Origin of the sequence: Variovorax endophyticus (assembly GCF_025376855.1) — a bacterium.
GTDB lineage: Bacteria > Pseudomonadota > Gammaproteobacteria > Burkholderiales > Burkholderiaceae_C > Variovorax.
In genome coordinates this window covers 166,985-187,337 of record NZ_JAHUTH010000015.1, presented here as the reverse complement: position 1 = coordinate 187,337, position 20,353 = coordinate 166,985, and the positions used below count along the sequence as shown (strand labels likewise).

The window sequence follows — 20,353 nt, the reverse complement described above, 5'->3', positions numbered from 1 at the left end:
CCGCAGGCCGGGGGACATTCGCGGAGGGGAGTACCCCGTCGGCGTGAGCCCCCTCACAACGGTAGAAAGCACGTTCCACCCTAAACCTCCAGCGTATCGAGCCGCGCAGTCCAGTCCCCGAGCGAATGCGTCACCAGATACGGATCGGGATACACGGCACGCGTCGCCTGCCGAACGATGGTGAACTGCCCCTGCGCATCCACACGCCCGATGCGCGGATAGAGACAGGTGTGGTGGTTCGACGGGTCGATCTTCACCCGCCCCTGCGGCGCATCGAACTCGGCCCCCAGGATGTGCGGCAGGATCTCCGCGATGCCGTCGCTGCCCGCCTGCGCGAAGGCATTGGCGTAGATGTGCATCTGGAAGTAGGCCGCTTCCCAGCACAGGTTGGGTACGCAGCCGTCGCCGAAGCGCGCGCGCAGCTGCGCCAAGCAGCGCTGGTTGGCCGGCGAGTCGATCGACTGGAAGTAGGGTGCCGCCGTGAAGTGCCCCGTCGCCACCCCGCGCCCCATCTGCGAGATCTCGGCCTCGGAGGTCGTGAGGCTCGCGATCGGCATGCGCTTCGGGTCGAAGCCGGCCTCGGCATAGGCGCGGTACAGGCTCGCGGTGGAGTCGCCCACCACCGTCGAGAAGATGAAGTCGGGCTGCTTGTCGCGGATGTCGGCCATGATGGCCCGGTAGTCCTTCTCGGTCGCGTCGAGCGCCGCGTAGTGCTCGCCGAGTTTTTCGCTGCCGGGGCGCTGCATCACCAGCTCGCCCATGATCCGGTTCGACTCGTAGGGGTAGATGTAGTCGGAGCCGATCAGGTAGACCCGCGCGCCGAAGTTCGTCGTCATGAACTCGGCCAGCTGCACGCTGTTCTGGTTCGGCGCCGCGCCCGTGTAGATCACGTTGCCCGAATACTCGAAGCCCTCGTAGAGCGTCGGGTAGAACAGCAGCTTGTTCCACTTCTCGATCACCGGGATCACCGCCTTGCGGCTGCTCGACATGTAGCAGCCGAAGATCACGTTGACCCGGTCCTGCACGATCAGCTTCTCGGCCAGCTGCGCATAGCGCGCCGGGTTCGACTGCGGGTCGTGGCGCACGGCGACTAGCTCGCGGCCGTCGATGCCGCCGGCCGCGTTGATCTCCTCGATGCCGAGCAGCGCGCCCTGCAGCTGCGACAGGCCGATGGTCGAGGTGACGCCGGTTTCCGAATAGAGGATGCCGACGCGGATGGGATCCTTGTCAGCCATGGGCGGTCGTCCGTGAGGGGTGAGGGGCCGTCATGTCTTTTCTGTCTCGTGTGGGATTCGTTCGGGGCTCCACCCTATCGCAGTTCGATGCTTTCGTCAGTGGGCCGCGGCCAGCCGCGCGCTCATGCGCGCGAGCCGCGCGGGCAGGCTGCGCGCATCGTCGGCGATGCAATAGTTGCGCCAGCCGAAGATGCGCCGCACATAGGCGTCGGCCGCGGCATCGACCGCGATGCAGGCGGTGCGCACGCCCGCGCCGCGCGCCTCGGCCACCGCTTCGCGCGCGTCCTCGACGAGGTACTTGGGATCGTGCACGTCGATGTCGGCCGGCGCGCCATCGGTCACCAGCAGGATGGCGCGCTGGCCCGTGGGCTCGTCCGCGAGCAGCGCCGCCGCATGCCGCAGCGCCGCGCCCATGCGCGTCGAGTAGCGCCCGCGCACCGCGCCGATGGTCGCGCGCGCGGGCGGCGAGAGCGGCTGGCCGAACTCGAGCAGCCGGTAGTAATAGACCTCGGCGCGCGTGTTCGACGAGAAGCCGTGCACCGCGAGCCGGTCCGCGCCGCGCAGCCGCGCGGCGGCGAGCATCAGCGCGGCCTGCTTCTCGATCTCGAGCAGCGACAGGCCGTGCGGGCCCGCATCGTTGGCCGAGGCCGACAGGTCGAGCAGCACCAGCACGCTCGATGGCCGCGGCGCCTTGCCGGGGCGCATGAACAGGCGTGCGTCGGGGCGCAGCCGCTGGCGCCGCTCGACCAGCACCTCGATCGCCGCATTGAGGTCGATGTCGTCGCCCTCCCACTGGCGCCGCAGTCGGTGCCGGCGGTCCAGATGGCGCGCGCGCGGCAGTGCCAGCGGCGGCAGGCTCTCGGCGCGCAGGGCGGCCTGTGCCTGCGCCGGCAGCAGGCCCTGCCACCCGGGAAGCTTCTCGATCACCGTGCACCAGTCGGGGCGCAGGCGCTCGAGGCGGCGGTCCCATTCGGGATAGGTGTAGCGGCCCAGCTCCATGTCGCCGAATTCGGGTGGCGCGCCGGCGGCCGCATCGCCCGCGTCGGAGGGCGGCGGCATGCGCGCGCCCGACTGCTGCAGCGCGATCGCCTCGTCGGGCGGTGGCGGCGTCGCGTCGGCGCCGAAGTCCCAGAGCCAGCTGTTGTCGTCGCGCCAGGGCGCGGGCACCGCGTAACCCTGGGGCTCGAAGCGCACGCGCATCTGGCCGAGGTCGTTGGCCAGGATCGAGGCGATCGCGCGGAAGGCCTCGTAGTCCGCGAGATCCGCGCGCGCCGCGGTGTCCTCGAACAGCCGGCGCGCCTTCTCGACCCAGTGGCTGCCGTCGTGCAACTCGGGCCGCAGCAGCAGCCGGTCCATGCGCAGCAGCAGCGCCTCGAAGCGCAGGTCGAGCGGATCGGGTGCGGGCGGCAGCGCGTCGGCGAACCAGCCATGCAGGCCGGGGAAGTCGCGCACCAGCAGCCGCTCGACGCGCGCGTCCTCGATCGCCGACACCAGCGCGATGCCCATCGGCCGCAGCGTGTTCGCGCGGCGCGCGGGCGTCGAATGCCGCAGGTGCGCCACCGCATGCGCGACCATCGCGCGGCGCAGCGCCGGCGGGCTGTCCTCGGGAACCAGCAGCCGCCCGGCCGCGAGCACCGCGCGCGTGCCCGGCTTCGCGCCCGCCACCAGCGGCTGCACCTCGAGCGCCATGCCGGCCAGCCCGCGCGCGAGCAGCCCCAGCGCGGCGAAGCTGCCCGTGTCGCGCGTCATCCGAACTGAGCCTCGACGAAGCCCTGCAGCGCGCTCGCCATGTCGGGGTCGTCGGTCAGCGCGCGCGTCATCGTCATCTCGCAGCTCTCGCGCGGCGTCACGCCGTCGCGGATCAGCACGCCCGCGTAGATCAGCATGCGCGTCGACACGCCCTCGTCGAGCCCGCGGTGCTTGAGTTCGCGCGAGCAGTGCGCGACCGCCACCAGCTTCGCGGCCAGCGCGGTGTCGATGCCGGCCTCGTGCGCCACGATCTCGGCCTCGAGCACGGCGTCGGGGTAGTCGAACTCCAGCGCCGCGAAGCGCTGGCGCGTCGAGGGCTTGAGGTCCTTGGCGCTGCTCTGGTAGCCGGGGTTGTACGACACCACGAGCTGGAAGTCGGGATGCGCGCGCACCAGCTCGCCCTTCTTGTCGAGCGGCAGGATGCGGCGCGCGTCGGTCAGCGGATGGATCACCACCGTCGTGTCCTGCCGCGCCTCCACCACCTCGTCGAGGTAGCAGATGCCGCCATGGCGCACCGCCAGCGTCAGCGGCCCGTCGTGCCAGGCCGTGCCGTCGGCGTCGAGCAGGTAGCGCCCGACCAGGTCCGAGGCCGTCATGTCCTCGTTGCAGGCCAGCGTCACCAGCGGCCGGCCCAGCGACCACGCCATGTGCTCGACGAAGCGCGTCTTGCCGCAGCCGGTCGGCCCCTTGAGGATCAGCGGCATGCGGTGGCGCCAGGCCTGCCGGTACAGCGCCACCTCGTTGCCCGCGGGCCGGTAGAAGGGCTCGGACTCGATGCGCCAGGCCGCGAGCGGATCGTGCACGGGTGCGTTCATGGCGTGTCGCGGCTCCCGCTCAACGGTGCTTCGCCGGCTCGTTCGGAATCCCCTCGATCGGGCATTCGGGCGTGCCCACCGTGCTGCGCGTGAACGACTCCACCATTTCGCGCGTGCCCTCGGGGTCGTTGATCCACTGGGTGTAGAAGTTGTAGGGGCAGGCCGCCACGCCCTTGTCGCCGTCGCCCGAGTTGATGGTGCCGGTGTAGCCGCGGTGCACCAGCTTGAACAGGTGGTTCTGCGACTGGCCGTTGCGCCGCGCGTCGCGGATCAGGCCCATCGAGAGCTCGGCGTAGTTGATGCCCATCTCCTCCTCGCCGCATTCGCCGAGCGTGCGGCCGTCGAAGCCGATCAGCGCCGAGTGGCCGAAGTACGAGTACACGCCGTCGAAGCCGGCCGCGTTGGCCACCGCCACGTAGGTGTTGTTCATGAAAGCCATCGCCTTCGACACCAGGATCTGCTGCTCCTTGGCCGGGTACATGTAGCCCTGGCAGCGGATGATGAGCTCGGCGCCGCGCATCGCGCAGTCGCGCCAGATCTCGGGATAGTTGCCGTCGTCGCAGATGATCAGGCTCATCTTCATGCCCTTGGGGCCTTCGCTGACGTAGGTGCAGTCGCCCGGGTACCAGCCCTCGATCGGCACCCACGGCATGATCTTGCGGTACTTCTGGACGATCTCGCCCTGGTTGTTCATGAGGATCAGCGTGTTGTAGGGCGCCTTGTTCGGATGCTCCTCGTGGCGCTCGCCGGTCAGCGAGAACACGCCCCAGACGTTGGCGCGCCGGCAGGCGTCGGCGAAGATCGCGGTCTCCTCGCCGGGCACCGAGGCGGCCGTGTCGTACATCTCCTTGGCGTCGTACATGATCCCGTGCGTGGAGTACTCGGGAAAGATCACCAGGTCCATGCCGGGCAAACCTTTCTTCATGCCGACCAGCATCTCGCCGATCTTGCGCGCGTTGTCGAGCACCTCGGCCTTGGTGTGAAGGCGGGGCATCTTGTAGTTGACGACCGCGACGCCGACGCAATCGTTGCTGCTCGAAATATCACCATGTCTCATGACGCTGCTCCTGAAGGGGTGGTTGGGAAGGGAAGGGGTTCAGACAGTGAGGAAAGAGCGGACCTTGTCCTGGTCGAGCGTGGCGCGCGCCTCGTCGTGCACCAGGCGGCCGCGGTCGATCACGAGGAAGCGGTCGGCCAGCGCGAGCGCGAAGCTCAGCACCTGCTCCGACACCACGATCGCGAAGCCGCGCTCGGCGCGCAGCACGTTCAGCGTCTGCGCGATCTCCTTGATGATCGAAGGCTGGATGCCCTCGGTGGGCTCGTCGAGGATCAGCACCTTGGGCTCGGAGATCAGCGCGCGCGCGATCGCCAGCATCTGCTGCTGGCCGCCCGAGAGGTTGCCGGCCTTGCGCAGCCGCATGTCCTGCAGCACCGGGAAGAAGCGGTAGAGGTAGTCGGGCACCGTGCGGTGGCCCGAGCGCGCGGCGCCCGAGAGGATGTTTTGCTCCACCGTGAGGTGCGGGAACACCATGCGCCCCTGCGGCACGAAGGCCAGGCCCTGCGCCACGCGCTGGTGGCTCGGCAGCCGGGTGAGCTCGGTGCCGTTGAGGCGGATGCTGCCGCCGCGCGCGGGCAAGAGGCCGATCAGCGACTTCAGCAGCGTGGTCTTGCCCATGCCGTTGCGGCCCATGACGGCGACCGCCTCGTCGGGCGCGACGCGCAGCGAGACATCGTGGATCACGTGCGACTCGCCATAGGCGACATCGAGTGCGGAGACTTCGAGCATGCGGTGGGCTCCTTCAATGGCCGAGGTAGACGTCGATCACGCGCGGGTCGGCCTGCACCTCGGCGGCCGTGCCCTCGCTGAGCAGCCGGCCCTGGTGCAGCACGGTCACGCGGTGCGCGATGCGCTTGACGAAATCCATGTCGTGTTCGATCACCACCACCGACTTGCCCACCGAGATGCGGCGCAGCAGGTCGCCGGTCTGCTCGCGCTCGCGCGGGCTCATGCCGGCCACGGGCTCGTCGAGCAGCAGCAGCTCGGGCTCCTGCATCAGCAGCATCCCGATCTCGAGCCACTGCTTCTGGCCGTGGCTCAGCTGGCCCGCGCGGCGGTCGAGGCGCTCGAGCAGGAACACCTCGGTGGCCATCGCCTCGATGCGCTCGCGCAGCGCGCGGGTGCGGCGGAAGCTCAGCGACTGCCACAGCCCGTGCATGCGCGGCAGCGAGATCTCGAAGTTCTCGAGCACCGTGAGGTCCTCGTAGACCGAAGGCGTCTGGAATTTGCGGCCCACGCCGGCGCGCACGATCTCATGCTCGTTCATGCGGCCCAGGTCCTGGCCGTTGAACAGCACCCGGCCCGCGCTGGGCCGGGTCTTGCCGCAGACCATGTCGAGCAGCGTGGTCTTGCCCGCGCCGTTCGGGCCGATGATCACGCGCAGTTCGTTGCGCTCGACCGAGAGGCTCAGGCCGTCGACCGCCTTGAAGCCGTCGAAGGAGACCGTGAGGTCCTCGACGCGCAGGATCTGCTCGTTCGAGGGCGGCACGGCCGAGGCCGCCTGCGGCAGGCCGCCGTTGGGCATCGCCAGCGTCGCGTTCATGGCGCGGCCTCCGCGCCGCGGCGGCGCAGCAGCTTCTCGCCCAGGCCCGCCAGGCCGTTCGGCATCGCCCACACCACGAGGATGAAGACCGCGCCGAGGAAGTAGAGCCAGCCCTCGGGGAAGGTCTCCGACAGGTAGGACTTGAGGAAGCCGATCAGGAGCGCGCCGATCACCGCGCCGGGAATCGAGAGCCGCCCGCCCACGGCCGCGTAGATCACCATCTCGACCGAGGCCACCACGCCGATCACGCCGGGCGCGATCAGCCCCACCTGCAGGCTGTAGAAGGCGCCGCCGATGGCCGACAGCAGGGCCGCCACCGCGAACACGAAGGCCTTCATGTGCGCCGTGTTGTAGCCGCTGAAGCGCACGCGGTCCTCGCGGTCGCGGATGGCGATCAGGATCTTGCCGAAGCGGCTGCGCACGATCAGCAGCGCCCCCATCATCGCGAGCGCGACGGCCGCCACCTCGATGAAGTACATGGTCCGCTTGGCCGCGTCGCCCGCGATGTCCCACCCCAGCAGCGTGCGGAAGTCGGTGATGCCGTTGGCGCCGCCGGTGTCGCCCTGCTGGCCGATCACCACCACGGTGAGCGTGAGCGCCAGCGACAGCGTGACGATCGCGAAGTACACGCCGCTCACGCGCCGCTTGAAGATCGCGTACGAGAACACGTAGGCGAGCAGGGCGGGGATCGCGAGGATGCCGACCAGGGTCCAGCCCAGCGAGTGGAAGGGGATCCACCACGAGGGCAGCTGCTCGACGCTGCTCCAGACCATGAAGTCCGGTAGCTCGGGCGCCGAGGCCTCGAGCTTGAGGAACATCGCCATCATGTAGCCGCCGAGGCCGAAGAACAGGCCCTGGCCCAGGCTCAGCACGCCGCCGTAGCCCCAGGTCAGCACCACGCCGATCGCGACGAAGGCGAAGGCCAGGTACTTGCTCACGAGGTTGAGACGGAACGGATCGAGCGTGGCCGGCAGCACCACGGCCAGCAGCAGCAGCACGGCCGCCAGCCCGACGAGGTCGCCGCGGCGTTGGGGAGAAAGCTTCATGCCCATGCGCTCAGCTCCTCGAGCGGGTCGCGAACAGCCCGTTGGGCCGCACGTAGAGCACCGCGATCACCAGCAGCAGGATCGTGGCCTTGGCCATCGAGCCGCTCATCAGGTACTCGAGCCAGGTCTGCGACTGCGCGATGGCGAAGCCCGAGAGCGCGGTGCCGACCAGGCTTTGCACGCCGCCGAACACCACCACGATGAAGGAGTCGACGATGTAGAGCTGGCCGGTGCCGGGATTGGTCGAGCCGATCATCGTGAACACCGCGCCCGCGATGCCCGCCAGGCCCGCGCCCAGCGCGAAGGTCAGCGCATCGACGCGCTGCGTGTCGATGCCGACCGCGCCCGCGATCGCGCGGTTCTGCGTCACCGCGCGCACCTTCAGCCCCCAGGAGGTGCGGTAGAGCAGCAGGTAGACACCGATGGCGACGACGGCCGTGAGCCCCACGATGAACAGGCGCGTGAGCGGCAGCTGGATGCCCGGTGTGGGCTCCCACGCGCCGGCGAGCCAGGAGGCCAGCGGCACGCTGACTTCCTGCGCGCCGAACAGCGAGCGGTAGGCCTGCTGCAGCATGAGGCTCAGGCCCCAGGTCGCGAGCAGGGTGTCGAGCGGCCGGTCGTAGAAGAAGCGGATGAAGCCGCGCTCCAGCACATAGCCGAACGCGAAGGTCACGGCGAACGCGAACGGGATCGCGGCGAACAGGTAGAGGTCCATGAAGCCCGGCGCGTAGTGCTCGAAGAAGCGCGACGCCAGGTAAGTCATGTAGGCACCGAGCGCCATCAGCTCGCCGTGCGCCATGTTGATGACGCCCATCAGGCCGAACACGATGGCCAGCCCGATCGCCATCAGAAGCAGGATGGTGAACAGGCTCACGCCGTTGAACACCTGCATCACCGCGATGTCGAAGTTCATCGCGTTCAGACCTTCGGGAACGGGTTGGGCTCGACCAGTTGCGGCGATTCCCAGACGATGTCGAACTGCCCGTCGGGCCGCGCGCGGCCCACGCGCACCTTCTTCCACACGTGGTGGTTGGTGGCGTGCACGCGCACCGTGCCCTCGGGCGCCTCGATCTCCACGCCCGCGGCGGCGGCCGTGACCTTGTCGACCTCGAAGGACCTGGCCTTCTCCACCGCCAGCTTCCAGAGGTAGACGCTGTTGTAGGCCACCTCCATCGGGTCGCCGATCACGCGGTCCTGGCCGTACTTGGCCTTGAAGGCCTTCACGAACTTCTCGTTGGCCGGCGACTTGATGCTCTGGAAGTAGCCCATGCAGGCGTAGTAGCCCGCGGCGTTGTCCTTGCCGATGCCTTCGATCTCGTTCTCCGACACCACGGTCGACAGCAGCACCTGCTTCGTGCCGTCTAGCCCGGCCGCGCGCAGCTGCTTGTAGAAGGCCACGTTCGAGCCGCCGACCACCGTGCTGTAGATGCAGTCGGGCCTGGCGGCCTTGATCTTGTTGATGATCGAGGAGAACTCGGTGTGGCCCAGCGGCGCGTATTCCTCGCCGAGCACCTTGCCGCCGGCCTTGGCGATCGCGGGCTTGGCGATCTTGTTGCAGGTGCGCGGATAGATGTAGTCGGAGCCCACGAGGAAGAAGTTCTTGCCTTTCTCGCGCGCCATCCATTCGACCGCCGCGATCACCGACTGCGTGGCTTCCTGCGAGGGATAGAACACGCGCTTGTCCTGCTCCTGGCCCTCGTAGTAGGTGGGATAGAACAGCAGGCCCTTGGCCTGGGCGAGCACCGGCAGCAGCGCCTTGCGCGAGGCCGAGGTGTAGCAGCCGATGATGGCTGCCACCTTGTCGCGCTCGAGCAGCTTGCGCGCCTTCTCGGCGAACACCGGGTTCTCGCTCGCGCCGTCTTCCACCACGGCCTCGATCTTCTTGCCGAGCACGCCGCCGGCGGCGTTGATCTCCTCGATCGCGAGCTTCTCGGCGTCGACCAGCGAGGCCTCGGCGATCGCGATCGTGCCTGAGAGCGAATGCAGCAGCCCGAGCTTCACCGTGCCGCCGTCCTGCGCGAAGGCCAGCGGTGCCATGCCGCCCGCGGCGCCCAGCACGATCATCGAGCCGCCGGTCTTCACGATCTGGCGGCGGTTGAAAGCGTTCGTCATGTCAAATTCCTTTGTGGTTGTGCGAGTCGTCAGGAAGATCCGACCTTCGGAACCGCGCTTGGGGTGTCTCCTCCCGCCACGCGGCCCTGCAAACGGGCGCTTCGTCGCCAGTGCTTTCGCTTCGGGCAAAGCTCCGCCAGCGGATGCATGCATCCGTTTCGACGAAAGCCCTGTTGCGACCGAAAAAACAAAAAGGCCCGAACCGGTGTTCAAACCGATTCGGGCCTTGTTGCCCGACACCTCGCTGGCAGCATTGGCAGCGGGCGTCGCATGACTGGTAACGATTGCTCGTTGCGGCGGATTCTTCTCAACCCGCGCCGGTCTGCAAATACGTTGTTGTGCGGATTGGCGTGGCGGCGGGGACTGTGCTATTTGCGCGCACAGGCGCGCCTGGGGCCACTGCGACGGAGGTCAGCGCGGGCGCGCGAAGTCCGCGTCGATCCAGGCCGAGGCGCTGGTGGCGCTGAGCTTGAACGAGGCCGGCACGTTCACGCGCGCGAGCTCGCTGTCGTCGGCGTCGTCGAAGGCGCTCAGCGTGGCCGAGGGGTTGTCCTCGTCGGGCACGATGGCCAGCGTGACGCGGATGCGCCGCTCGCCGGCGCTCACCGTCACGCTGCGGTTGAGCGTGGCGTGCAGCTGCTGCTCGTGGCGGCGGATCACCTCGGCCGCGGTCTTCACCAGCGTGGAGAAGGCGGGGCCGTCGAGCGGCTTGGGGTTCTTCTTGTCGCGGCCCATGGTCCAGGGGCCGACCAGCGCGGGCTCGGGATCGCCATGGCGCGTCATCTCGACGGCCCAGCCGTCGTCCTCCTCGTTCTTGATGATGCGGGCGGTCCAGCGCTCGTCGCGCCAGAGGCGGTCCTGTTGCAGCGGGAGGATGTCGTCGGATTCGGTGGTCGGGGTCGTGTCGGTCATTCGGAGGCGGAGGTTCTTGCGCGTGCCATTGTCCCCTGGCCGGCGATGTAGGCCTGCAGCCCCTCGGCCAGCGCGTCGAAGGTGACGCGGCAGCGCGGGCTCGCGCGCAGGTCCTCGTGCATCGTGACCCAGGTCTCGAGCTTCAGCGACAGCGCGCGCGGCAGCAGCCGCACCAGCGCCGGGCCGCGCCGCGCCAGCGCGACCTGGCACACGCCGATGCCGGCGCCGGCGCGGATCAGCGCCATCTGCGCGAGGTCGCTGTCGGTGCGCAGCGAGAAGGCGTCGCGCGTGAAGCCCTTGAAGGACTTGATCGCGTCGCGCACGAAGGCCGTGGGCTGGTCGTAGCCGATCAGCGTGTGGCGCATCAGCTCCTCGGCCGTGCGCGGCGTGCCGTGGCGCGCGAGGTAGTCGGGATGGGCATGGAAGCCCAGCTCGATGTCGCCGATGCGGCGCGCCACCAATTGCTCCTGGCGCGGGCGCACCATGCGCACCGCGATGTCGGCCTCGCGCCGCAGCAGGTCCTGCACGCGGTTGGTCGACACCAGCTCGACCTTGAGCGCGGGATGGGCCTCGCGCAGCTTCACCACGATCGGCGGCAGCACCTCCACCGCGACCACCTCGCTGGTCGATACCCGCACCACGCCGCGCACGCCTTCGCCCTGGCCGCTGGCCGCGCGCTGCAGCGAGGCGGCCGTGCTCTCCATGGCCTCGGCATGCGTGCGCAGCGCCAGCGCCACCTCGGTGGGCAGCAGTCCGACCTGCGAGCGCGTGAAGAGCACCACCTCGAGCGCCTCCTCGAGCGCCGCGACGTGGCGCCCGACGGTGGGTTGCGTGATGCCGAGCGCGCGCGCCGCGCCCGAGAGGGAGCCCTCGCGCAGCACGCCGAGGAAGGAGCGGTAGAGCTCCCAGCTGATGGTCCAGGTCATGCATAAATGTATGGCTGATGGCTCATGTTCGGCAATTCCATTCCAACCCCGGCCTGCCCAGAATTCATCCATCGATCACTGTTCTGGAGATGTTTCATGGCAAGCAACGACACGGTTCTGGTTCTGGGCGCGACGGGCGGCGTCGGCGGCGAGATGGCACGCCAGCTGCGCGACGCGGGATGGCGGGTGCGCGCGATGAAGCGCGGCGCGGTGCCGGAGCGGCGCGACGGCATCGACTGGGTGGGCGGCGACGCGATGGATGCGCGGGACGTGCGCGAGGCCGCGCGCGGCTGCGCCGTCATCGTGCATGCGGTCAACCCGCCCGGCTACCGCCGCTGGTCGGAACTGGTGCTGCCGATGCTCGACCACACGATCGCGGCAGCCAAGGCCGAGGGCGCGACCATCGTGCTGCCCGGCAACGTCTACAACTACGGCGCCGATGCCTTCCCGCTGCTGGCCGAGGATGCGCCCCAGCATCCGGCCACGCGCAAGGGCGCGATCCGGGTCGAGATGGAGCGCCGCCTCGAGCTGGCCAGCCGCGAGAGCGCGCGCGTGCTGATCGTGCGCGCCGGCGACTTCTTCGGTCCGAAGGCCGGCAACAACTGGTTCTCGCAGGGCCTTGTGAAGGCAGGGCAGCCGGTCAGGGGCGTGAGCTATCCCGGCGATGCCGGCGTCGGCCACCTGTGGTCGTACCTGCCCGACGTGGCCCGCACCATGGTCGAGCTGCTGGCGCGGCGCGATCGGGTCGAGCCCTTCGCCAGCTTCCACATGGCCGGCCACTGGGACGCCGACGGCACGCGCATGGCCGATGCCATCCGCCGCGTGGTGGCGCGCCGCACCGGCACGCAGGTGCGCGTGTCGGCCTTCCCGTGGTGGCCGCTGCTGCTGGCCTCGCCCTTCGTCGCCACCTTCCGCGAGCTGCGCGAGATGCGCTACCTGTGGCGCACGCCCGTGGCCATGGACAACGCGAAGCTGGTGGCGCTGCTCGGCCGCGAGCCGCATACGCCGCTCGACGAGGCGGTCGAGACCGCGCTCGAGGGCATGGGTTGCCTGCAGGCGGCGCCGCGCGCGGCGCTGGCCTGACAAGGTGTGAATAAACCTACTGCGCGCCCCGATCTCGCACCTGCGGTCCTCACCGTACAGAGTACGGCTCCGGTCCTCGGCACGACCTCGGGGCGCTCGCTACGGTTTCTTCACACCTTGTGAGCACTGCGCAAGGGCGTCGTTTTTCGACGATCGGGCCGGGATGCTGATAGCCTGAGGTGCCGCGCTCAGCCATCGCAACCCAGCCCTTCCTGCCATGCCCGACTTCCGCTCGCCCGAATTCCTGCTCGGCCACGTGCAGCACACGCTCGCGTTCTACGACGGTCGCAGCCTCGATCCGAGCGGCGGCTTCTTCCACTTCTTCAAGGACGACGGCACGGTCTACGACCGCCGCACGCGCCACCTGGTGAGCAGCACGCGCTTCGTCTTCAACAACGCCACCGCCTGGCGTCGCTTCGGCCGGCCCGAGCACCTGGCGGCGACGCGCCACGGCCTCGCGTTCCTGCACCACGCCCATGCGCATCCGCAGGGCGGTTACCTGTGGGAACTCGACTGGCACGAGGGCCGCGCGCAGGTGCGCGACGGCACCCACTACTGCTATGGCCTGGTCTTCGTGCTGCTAGCGCATGCGCATGCGGCGATGGCCGGCGTGGACGAGGCGCGCGCGGGCATCGAGAGGACCTGGCAGCTGCTCGAGCAGCATTTCTGGGAGCCGCGCCACCAGCTCTATGCGAACGAAGCCACTGCCGACGGGACCGTGTCTCCTTACCGCGGCCAGAACGCCAACATGCATGCCTGCGAGGCGATGATGGCGGCTTTCGAGGCCACGGGCGACGCGAAGTACCTCGACCGCGCGGCGACGCTGGCGCAGGCGATCGCGCTGCGCCAGGCCGACCTGACCGGGGGCCGGGTCTGGGAGCACTTCCACGAGGACTGGTCGGTCGATGCCGACCACAACCGCGGCAACCGCGCCGACATCTTCAAGCCCTGGGGCTTCCAGACCGGCCACCTGACCGAGTGGGCCAAGCTGCTGCTGCAGCTCGAGGGCCTGCTCGCCGGCCGGGGCGTGGAGACGGGCTGGATGCTGCCGCGCGCGCAGTCGCTGTTCGAGGCGGCGATGCGCCATGGCTGGGACGCCGAGTTCGGCGGCCTGGTCTACGGCTTCGATCCCGAGGGCGCGCTCTACGACGGCGACAAGTACTTCTGGGTGCAGGCCGAGAGCTTCGCGGCCGCCGCGCTGCTCGCGGTGCGCACCGGCGAGTCGCGCTACTGGGACTGGTACGACCGGATCTGGGACTACGCCTGGCGGCACATGGTCGACCACGAGCATGGCGCCTGGTTTCGCATCCTGTCGCGCGACAACCGCAAGCTCGGCGACGAGAAGAGCCCCGCCGGCAAGACCGACTACCACACGATGGGCGCCTGCCACGACGTGCTGCGCGCGCTCGGCGCCTGAAGCAATTCAGAACACCGACAGCCCCGTGCGCGCCACGAACATCTCGAGCGCCTTCATGCCCAGCAGCGAGTTGCCGGTGGCATCGAGCGCGGGCGACCATACGCTGAGCGTGAGCCGGTCGGGCACCACGGCCACGATGCCGCCGCCCACGCCGCTCTTGCAGGGCAGGCCGATCGAGAAGGCCACGTCGCCCGCGGCGTCGTAGGTGCCGCAGGTGAGCATCAGCGCGTTGATGCGCCGGGTCTGGCGCTCGCTGGTGATCGCGGCCTCGCCGTCGATCGGGTGCGCGCCGTCGCGGCACAGGTAGCCGGCGGCGCGCGCGAGCTGGCGGCAGCTCATGCGCAGCGCGCACTGGTGGAAGTAGGTGTCGAGCACCTCGGCCACGTCGTTGTCGAGCTTGCCGAAGCTCTTCATGAAGTTGGCCAGCGCCACGTTGCGAAAGCCGGTCTCGGCCTCCGAGCGCGCGACCTCCTCGTCGAAGCCCACGGGCTCGCCCGCCAGGCTGGCCATGAGCGCGAGGATGCGCGCCTTGGCGCTGCCGCCCTCGGCGCGCGCATGGCTCACGAGCCGGTCGGCGACCGCGATCGCGCCGGCATTGATGAAGGGATTGCGCGGCTTGCCCTGCTCGTTCTCGAGCTGCACCAGCGAGTTGAACGGATTGCCCGAGGGCTCGCGGCCGATGCGCTCCCACAGCGCGTCGCCCACGGCCTGCATCGCGAGCGTGAGCGTGAACAGCTTGGACACGCTCTGGATCGAGAACGGTGTGTCGGCATCGCCGGCCGCGGCCTCCTCGCCGTCGCAGGTGCGCAGCGCGATGCCGAACTGCCGCGCGTCGACGCGCGCGAGCGCCGGAATGTAGCTGGCCACCGTGCCGGCCTGGCCCAGCAGCGGTTGCATCGCGGCCGCGATCTCGTCGAGCACGGGCTGGAATCGGGTGGATGTCGCCATGTCGCTCGTTCCTTCAGGCGCGGCGCGCGCCGCCGCGGTTGACCAGCACGATGCCCACCGCCACGCCGGCCAGCGCCACCACCAGCTGCGGCGTGAGCGGCTCGGACAGCAGCAGCACGCCGAACACCAGCGCGAACAGCGGCGTGAGGAAGGTGAAGGAGGACATCTGCGTGGCCGGGTAGTGGCGCAGCATCCACATCCACGCGAGGTAGCTCGCGAAGGCGCCGATCACGGTCTGCAGCGCGATCGAGGTCCAGGCCCAGGCCGAGTAGTGCGTGCCCCAGGTCTCGCCGAGCAGCAGCGAGATCAGAGGGCAGACCGCGGCCGTCACGGCAACTTGGTAGAACAGCGTCTTCTCGGCGCTCGCGGTGGCGAGTCTGGTGGCGCGCAGCGTCAGCGTGGTCAGGCCCCACAGCATGCCGGCGGCCAGTGCCAGCGCGTCGCCGCGCAGCTGCGACGAGGAGGTGTGGCCGAAGCCTTCGCTGAAGGCCAGCACCACGGCCGCGAAGGCGATCGCGAGCCCGGCCCACTGCAGGCCGCGCAGCCGCTCGGCCGGCACCCAGCGCGGCAGGAACAGCGAGACCCAGAACGGCGCCGTGTAGAGGAACACCGTGAGCCGCGAGGCGCTGGTGAGCTGTAGGCCCAGGTAGATGCCCGCGAACTCTCCCGCGAACAGCAACCCCGCGAGCAGGCCGCCGGGCAGCGTGCCGTCGCGCTCGAACAGCGGCACCTTGCGCCAGGCGCACCACAGCCCCAGCAGCACGACCGCGCCGGCCATGCGCATCGAGGCCTGCCACATCGGCGGCACCTCGGCCACGGTGGTCTTGATGAGGATCTGCTGCAGGCCCCAGAAGGCGCAGCAGACGACGAGCAGGCCGATGGCGAGCGCGTCGAGGTGGGTTTTTCTCTGGATCATCTGTTGTTCGTTCTTCGCAAGGCGGCGCGCCCGCATCGCGCGGGGGCGCCGACGATCCTAGCGCGCGGGCGCTTCCCCGCTACCATCCGGGTTTCGTTCCCGGGTACCGCCCCTCCCGTTCCTGGTTCCGCATCCGGTATAGATGCGGGGCCCGGGAGGCATGCATGGGCATGCGGAATTTTTCGTGGCTGCTGCTCGCGGCCAGCATCGCGGCGGAGGTCGTCGGAACCATCGCGCTGCGTCACGCCGACGGCTTCACGCGCGCACTGCCCTCGGCCGTGGTGGCGGCGGCCTATGCGCTCGCGATCTGGCTCATGGCGCTGGCGGTGCGGCAGCTCGAGGTCGGCCTGGCCTACGCGGTCTGGGCCGGCGCCGGCACCGCGCTGATCGCCGTCTGCGGCGTCTTCCTGTTCGGCGAAGCAGTCACGCTCGCGCGCTGCCTCGGCGTGGCGATGATCGTGCTCGGCGTGGTCGTGCTCCACCTCGACCCGCGCTGACTCGATCCGCGCCGAGGCTTCAGCGCCCCGCGACCGGGTACGGCGGCTTGCCGCGCGTGCCCACCATCAGGTCGGGCACCACCGCCTCGACGTCGGGCAGCGCGCGCGCCGCGCGTTCGAGCTGGCGCGCCAGCGCGGGCGAGGGCACGCAGCCCTGCAGGTAGACCCAGCGCCGCTGCACCATGACCCACACGCTGCCCCGGCGCAGGCCCGGCACCGCCTCGAGCGCGGCGCGCACCTTGGGCGCGAGCGGCTTGTCGTAGCGGTAGGCGTTGCTGTCGCTGCATTTGCCCGCGAGCCAGCAGCTGGTGCCGCGCTCCAGCCGCGAATGGATCTGGATGCGGCGCTCCTCGGCCGTGTAGAACGGGCCTTCGGGTTCGGGGCAGCCCGGCAGTCCGGCCGAGACGCGGAAGAACGGATCGTCGAACCAGTTCTGCTTGGCGGGCGAGGCGGCGTCCTGCGCGTTCGCCGCATGCGGCGCGGCAACGGCGCACAGCAGGGCGAGCATCGACGCCGCGTGCTTCACAAGGGATGTTCCGTGTAGAAGCGGCCGCCGTGGAACAACAGCGGCGAGGCGCCGGCGTCGTGGCTGCAGCGCTCCACCTCGCCGACGAAGATCACGTGGTCACCCTCGTCGTAGCGGCTGCGGTTGAAGCACTCGAAGCTCGCCGCGGCGCCCGCGAGCACCGGCGCGCCGCCCAGGCCCTCGGTGAAGGCCACGTCGGCCCAGCGGTCGATGTCCTTGGTGGCGAAGCGCTCGGCCAGCGTCTTCTGGCTGGCCGCGAGGATGTTCACCGTGTAGTGAGAGCCGGCCCGCAGCGCGGCCATCGAGGCGGCGCTGCGCGACAGGCTCCACAGCACCAGCGGCGGCGACAGCGAGACCGAATTGAAGGAGTTGGCCGTGAGCCCGACCAGCGCGCCGTTGGCCGCGCGTGCCGTGACGATCGTCACGCCGGTGGCGAACATGCCGAGCGCCGCGCGGAATTCAGCGGACGAGAAGGTGGGCGGCTGGGCGCGGCGCAAGGTGGTCACGAGGGAGCGGGAACGGTGGAGGGCAGGGGCCTATTCTGGCGCACCCGTCCTTCCCGTCCCCGGCGCGGCCGACATCACCTCGGTCACGAAGCGGGTGTAGGCCGCCGCGGCCGGCGAGGGCGTGCGGCCCGCGAGCCTGACCAGGCCGTAGTGGGTGCGCATGCCCTCGAGGCCCGCGATGGGCAATGGCACCAGCGGCTGGGTCTCGTGGCGGAAGGCCGGCGCATCGGGCGCGAGCACCACGGCGCGTGCCGTGAGCGCGAGATGGCGCAGGGTGCCGGTGTCGTCGCAGACCAGGTTGAACACGCCGCGGCCGGCACGCTTCGCCTGGCGCTCGAACTGCGCGGCCACGCGCGCGGGCAGCCTGGGTCCTGCGACCGGGTAGTCCATCGCCTGCTCGAGCGTGACCGAGGCCAGCCTGCGCAGCGGATGGCGCGGCTGCACGAAGAACGAGACCGGCACGTCGGGCAGTCGCATGGTCTCGAGGCCGCCCTGGCGCGCGAGGTCGCGCGTGTCGGCGATGAACAGGTCGATCTCGCGCCGGTGCAGCCGCTCGGCCAGGGTGGCGGTGTCGGCCACCTCGGTGCGCACCGAGAGCTGCGGATGCCGCTGCACCAGCAAGGTCAGCGCCGCGCGCCCGAGCATGCCGGCCGCGAACGGCCCCAGGCCCACCTGCAGGCTGCCGGCGGCCAGGCCCTCGAGCTGCAGCACGTCCTCCTTGAGCTGGCGCGCGTCGATCAGCAGTTCGCGGGCGCGCGCCAGCACCAGCTCGCCGGCCTGCGTGAAGCGCACCGTGCCGTAGGCGCGGTCGATCAGCCGGACCTGCAGGCCCTCCTCGAGCGCCTCGATGCTGCGCGAGAGCGCGGGCTGCGAGAGGTGCGAGGCCTGGGCCGCGCGGCCGAAGCTGCCCTGCTCGGCGAGGGCGACGAGGTGCTGGAGCTGGCGCAGCTGCATCGTGATCTTGTGTTTTTCTTCAAATCGATCGACGTATTTTGCATTTGCCAATGGTTTGGGGGCTGCCCAGAATCGCGCCACTTTCCAGCTTCCAGCTTCGCGCCAGGCCGCACCATGCATCTCCTCCACGTCTTCCCACGCGCGCATCGCGCCACCGCCGCCTGCGCCGCGCTGACCTGCGCCATGGCCTTTGCGCAGCCGGCAACGCCCCTCGCGCCCAAGCCGCCGGAGCCCGCCACGCTGGCCGCCAACGCCGAATTCGCGAAGACGCTGCCCTTCGCCGACCGGCGCGATTTCGAGGACGCGATGCGCGGCTTCATCGGCACCGTGCCCGACGCGCTGGTGCCCGGCGCCGGCGAGCGCCCGGCATGGAGCATGAAGCCCTACGGCTTCCTGCAGGCCGACGCGCCGGCCGACAGCGTCAACCCGAGCCTGTGGCGCCAGGCGCAGCTCAATGCGATCCACGGGCTGTTCCGCGTGACCGACCGGGTCTACCAGGTGCGCGGCTTCGACATCGCGAACATGACCATCGTCGAGGGCGACGGCACGCTGATCGTGATCGACCCGCTGCTCGCCGCCGAGACCGCGCGCGCCGCGCTCGCGCTGTACTACCAGCACCGGCCGCGCAAGCCGGTCGGCACCGTGATCTACACGCACGGCCACGCCGACCACTTCGGCGGCGTCAAGGGCGTGGTCGACGAGGCCGACGTGGCGGCCGGCAAGGTGCAGGTGATCGCGCCCTCGGGCTTCATGGAGACCGCGGTGGCCGAGAACATCCTCGCGGGCAACGCGATGAGCCGGCGCTCGCAGTACCAGTTCGGCTCGCTGCTGCCGCCGGGCGTGCGCGGCCAGGTCGACACCGGGCTGGGCAAGGCGCTGGCGCGCGGCACTGTCACGCTGATCGCGCCCACCGCCACCATCGACAAGCCGACCGAGGAGCGCACCATCGACGGCGTGCAGTTCGTGTTCCAACTCGTGCCGGGTTCGGAGGCGCCGTCCGAGATGCTGATGTACCTGCCGCAGTTCCGCGTGCTCGACATGGCCGAGGACGTGACGCACACCATGCACAACCTCTACACCATCCGCGGCGCCGAGGTGCGCGACGGCAGCCTGTGGTCGAAGTACATCGACCAGGCGCGCGTGGCCTTCGGCGACAGGACCGACGTGCTGATCGCGCAGCACCACTGGCCCACCACGGGGCGCGAGCGCATCGTCGAGCTGCTGAAGAAGCAGCGCGACATGTACAAGTTCATCAACGACCAGTCGCTGCGCCTGCTCAACCACGGCTACGCCGCGGCCGACATCGCCGAGACCCTGCGCATGCCCGCGAGCCTCGAACAGGAGTGGTCGGCGCGCGGCTACTACGGCACCCTGCGGCACAACGCGAAGGCGGTCTACCAGAAGTACCTGGGCTGGTACGACGCCAATCCCGCCAACCTGAATCCGCTGCCGCCCGTGGCCCAGGCCCGCAAGACGGTGGAGTACATGGGTGGCGCCGAGGCGGTGATCGCGCGCGCCCGCGGCGATTTCGCCAGGGGCGAGTACCGCTGGGTCGCGAGCGCGATGAGCCAGGTGGTGTATGCCGATCCCTCGAACCGCGCGGCGCGCGAGCTCGGCGCCGACGCGCTCGAGCAGCTGGGCTACCAGTCGGAGGCCGGCACCTGGCGCAGCGCCTACCTGGTGGGCGCGATGGAGCTGCGCAACGGCGTGCCGAAGATCCCGTCGGGCGGCACCGCCAACGCCGACACGCTCAAGGCCGTGAGCAACGACCTGTTCTTCGACTACCTCGGCGTGCGCCTCGATGCCGCGAAGGCCGAGGGCAAGCGGCTGGTCATCAACTGGAACTTCACGGATTCGAAGCAGCAGTTCGTGCTGACGCTCGAGAACTCGGCCCTGACCCACATCGCCGGGCGGCAGCCGGATGCCGACGCCACGGTGACGCTGAGCCGCGCCGCGCTCGACGCCGTGACGCTGAAGCAGACCAGCTTTCCGGCCGCGGTGCTGGCCGGCAAGGTGCGCATCGAGGGCGACCGCGCGAAGCTGGCCGAGCTGATGGCGATGCTCGACAGCTTCGAGCCGATGTTCCCGGTGGTGGAGCCGCGATGAACGCG

The 20,353-nt window shown here is 69.9% G+C and carries 20 protein-coding genes; 4 read left to right on the top strand and 16 right to left on the bottom strand.

Features of this window, described 5'->3' with window-relative positions:
* Positions 1 to 80 precede the first annotated feature (80 nt).
* From KV106_RS20845 to KV106_RS20795, 11 genes are all read right to left on the bottom strand, one after another.
* Positions 81 to 1,235 (bottom strand): ABC transporter substrate-binding protein, encoded by a 1,155-nt coding sequence (locus KV106_RS20845; RefSeq protein ID WP_057592369.1) that lies wholly within the window; start codon positions 1,233 to 1,235, stop codon positions 81 to 83.
* Between the two features lie 96 nt (positions 1,236 to 1,331).
* Positions 1,332 to 2,984, bottom strand: coding sequence for a nitric oxide reductase activation protein NorD (locus KV106_RS20840; RefSeq protein ID WP_261212066.1), 1,653 nt, complete (start codon positions 2,982 to 2,984; stop codon positions 1,332 to 1,334).
* On the bottom strand, positions 2,981 to 3,799 hold the full coding sequence (locus tag KV106_RS20835; RefSeq protein WP_057592371.1) for a CbbQ/NirQ/NorQ/GpvN family protein: 819 nt from the start codon (positions 3,797 to 3,799) through the stop codon (positions 2,981 to 2,983). The genes KV106_RS20840 and KV106_RS20835 overlap by 4 nt, the downstream gene beginning before the upstream one ends.
* A gap of 19 nt (positions 3,800 to 3,818) precedes the next feature.
* The gene (locus tag KV106_RS20830; protein ID WP_209540343.1) at positions 3,819 to 4,856 is read right to left on the bottom strand and encodes an aliphatic amidase; all 1,038 of its coding nucleotides are present in this window, start codon (positions 4,854 to 4,856) and stop codon (positions 3,819 to 3,821) included.
* 39 nt (positions 4,857 to 4,895) lie between these two features.
* Positions 4,896 to 5,585 carry an urea ABC transporter ATP-binding subunit UrtE gene (gene urtE, locus KV106_RS20825; protein WP_057592373.1) on the bottom strand — a complete coding sequence of 230 codons (690 nt, stop codon included), beginning with the start codon at positions 5,583 to 5,585 and terminating at the stop codon, positions 4,896 to 4,898.
* 13 nt (positions 5,586 to 5,598) lie between these two features.
* Positions 5,599 to 6,381, bottom strand: coding sequence for an urea ABC transporter ATP-binding protein UrtD (gene urtD, locus KV106_RS20820; protein WP_261212072.1), 783 nt, complete (start codon positions 6,379 to 6,381; stop codon positions 5,599 to 5,601).
* 14 nt (positions 6,382 to 6,395) lie between these two features.
* On the bottom strand, positions 6,396 to 7,445 hold the full coding sequence (gene urtC, locus KV106_RS20815; protein WP_203203612.1) for an urea ABC transporter permease subunit UrtC: 1,050 nt from the start codon (positions 7,443 to 7,445) through the stop codon (positions 6,396 to 6,398).
* 10 nt (positions 7,446 to 7,455) lie between these two features.
* Positions 7,456 to 8,358, bottom strand: a complete 903-nt coding sequence (gene urtB / locus KV106_RS20810) for an urea ABC transporter permease subunit UrtB (RefSeq protein ID WP_261212065.1) — start codon at positions 8,356 to 8,358, stop codon at positions 7,456 to 7,458.
* A 5-nt stretch (positions 8,359 to 8,363) separates the two neighbouring features.
* Positions 8,364 to 9,557 carry an urea ABC transporter substrate-binding protein gene (urtA, locus tag KV106_RS20805; protein ID WP_261212064.1) on the bottom strand — a complete coding sequence of 398 codons (1,194 nt, stop codon included), beginning with the start codon at positions 9,555 to 9,557 and terminating at the stop codon, positions 8,364 to 8,366.
* Between the two features lie 411 nt (positions 9,558 to 9,968).
* A complete protein-coding gene (locus KV106_RS20800) occupies positions 9,969 to 10,469 on the bottom strand; it encodes a hypothetical protein (protein ID WP_261212063.1) in 501 nt (166 codons plus the stop codon).
* A complete protein-coding gene (locus KV106_RS20795; RefSeq protein WP_261212062.1) occupies positions 10,466 to 11,395 on the bottom strand; it encodes a LysR family transcriptional regulator in 930 nt (309 codons plus the stop codon). Before KV106_RS20795 ends, KV106_RS20800 begins: the two co-directional genes overlap by 4 nt.
* Positions 11,396 to 11,491: 96 nt before the next feature.
* Between KV106_RS20795 and KV106_RS20790 the strand changes: the two genes are divergently transcribed.
* Both KV106_RS20790 and KV106_RS20785 read left to right on the top strand, forming a co-directional pair.
* Positions 11,492 to 12,478: an NAD-dependent epimerase/dehydratase family protein gene (locus tag KV106_RS20790; protein ID WP_261212061.1), complete on the top strand. Its 987-nt coding sequence runs from the start codon at positions 11,492 to 11,494 to the stop codon at positions 12,476 to 12,478.
* Between the two features lie 217 nt (positions 12,479 to 12,695).
* The gene (locus tag KV106_RS20785) at positions 12,696 to 13,895 is read left to right on the top strand and encodes an AGE family epimerase/isomerase (protein ID WP_261212060.1); all 1,200 of its coding nucleotides are present in this window, start codon (positions 12,696 to 12,698) and stop codon (positions 13,893 to 13,895) included.
* Positions 13,896 to 13,901: 6 nt separating this feature from the next.
* On the opposite strand, the gene KV106_RS20780 is transcribed toward KV106_RS20785, so the two are convergent.
* Together KV106_RS20780 and KV106_RS20775 are read right to left on the bottom strand one after the other, a co-directional pair.
* Complete coding sequence (locus tag KV106_RS20780) at positions 13,902 to 14,843, bottom strand: glutaminase (protein WP_261212059.1); 942 nt, start codon at positions 14,841 to 14,843, stop codon at positions 13,902 to 13,904.
* A gap of 13 nt (positions 14,844 to 14,856) precedes the next feature.
* On the bottom strand, positions 14,857 to 15,759 hold the full coding sequence (locus KV106_RS20775) for a DMT family transporter (RefSeq protein ID WP_057592405.1): 903 nt from the start codon (positions 15,757 to 15,759) through the stop codon (positions 14,857 to 14,859).
* Between the two features lie 170 nt (positions 15,760 to 15,929).
* On the opposite strand from KV106_RS20775, the gene KV106_RS20770 reads away from it, so the two are divergent.
* A complete protein-coding gene (locus KV106_RS20770; RefSeq protein ID WP_261212057.1) occupies positions 15,930 to 16,256 on the top strand; it encodes a DMT family transporter in 327 nt (108 codons plus the stop codon).
* A gap of 19 nt (positions 16,257 to 16,275) precedes the next feature.
* Here KV106_RS20770 and KV106_RS20765 read toward each other — a convergent pair whose 3' ends face one another.
* Genes KV106_RS20765 through KV106_RS20755 form a run of 3 tightly spaced genes read right to left on the bottom strand, consistent with a single transcriptional unit; the run spans position 16,276 to position 18,242 of the window.
* On the bottom strand, positions 16,276 to 16,782 hold the full coding sequence (locus KV106_RS20765; RefSeq protein ID WP_261212055.1) for a BON domain-containing protein: 507 nt from the start codon (positions 16,780 to 16,782) through the stop codon (positions 16,276 to 16,278).
* The gene (locus KV106_RS20760; RefSeq protein ID WP_261212053.1) at positions 16,779 to 17,288 is read right to left on the bottom strand and encodes a flavin reductase family protein; all 510 of its coding nucleotides are present in this window, start codon (positions 17,286 to 17,288) and stop codon (positions 16,779 to 16,781) included. The genes KV106_RS20765 and KV106_RS20760 overlap by 4 nt, the downstream gene beginning before the upstream one ends.
* 30 nt (positions 17,289 to 17,318) lie before the next feature.
* A complete protein-coding gene (locus tag KV106_RS20755; protein ID WP_261212051.1) occupies positions 17,319 to 18,242 on the bottom strand; it encodes a LysR family transcriptional regulator in 924 nt (307 codons plus the stop codon).
* 114 nt (positions 18,243 to 18,356) lie between these two features.
* Between KV106_RS20755 and KV106_RS20750 the strand changes: the two genes are divergently transcribed.
* Positions 18,357 to 20,348, top strand: a complete 1,992-nt coding sequence (locus KV106_RS20750; protein ID WP_261212049.1) for an alkyl/aryl-sulfatase — start codon at positions 18,357 to 18,359, stop codon at positions 20,346 to 20,348.
* The last annotated feature ends 5 nt before the right edge of the window (positions 20,349 to 20,353 follow it).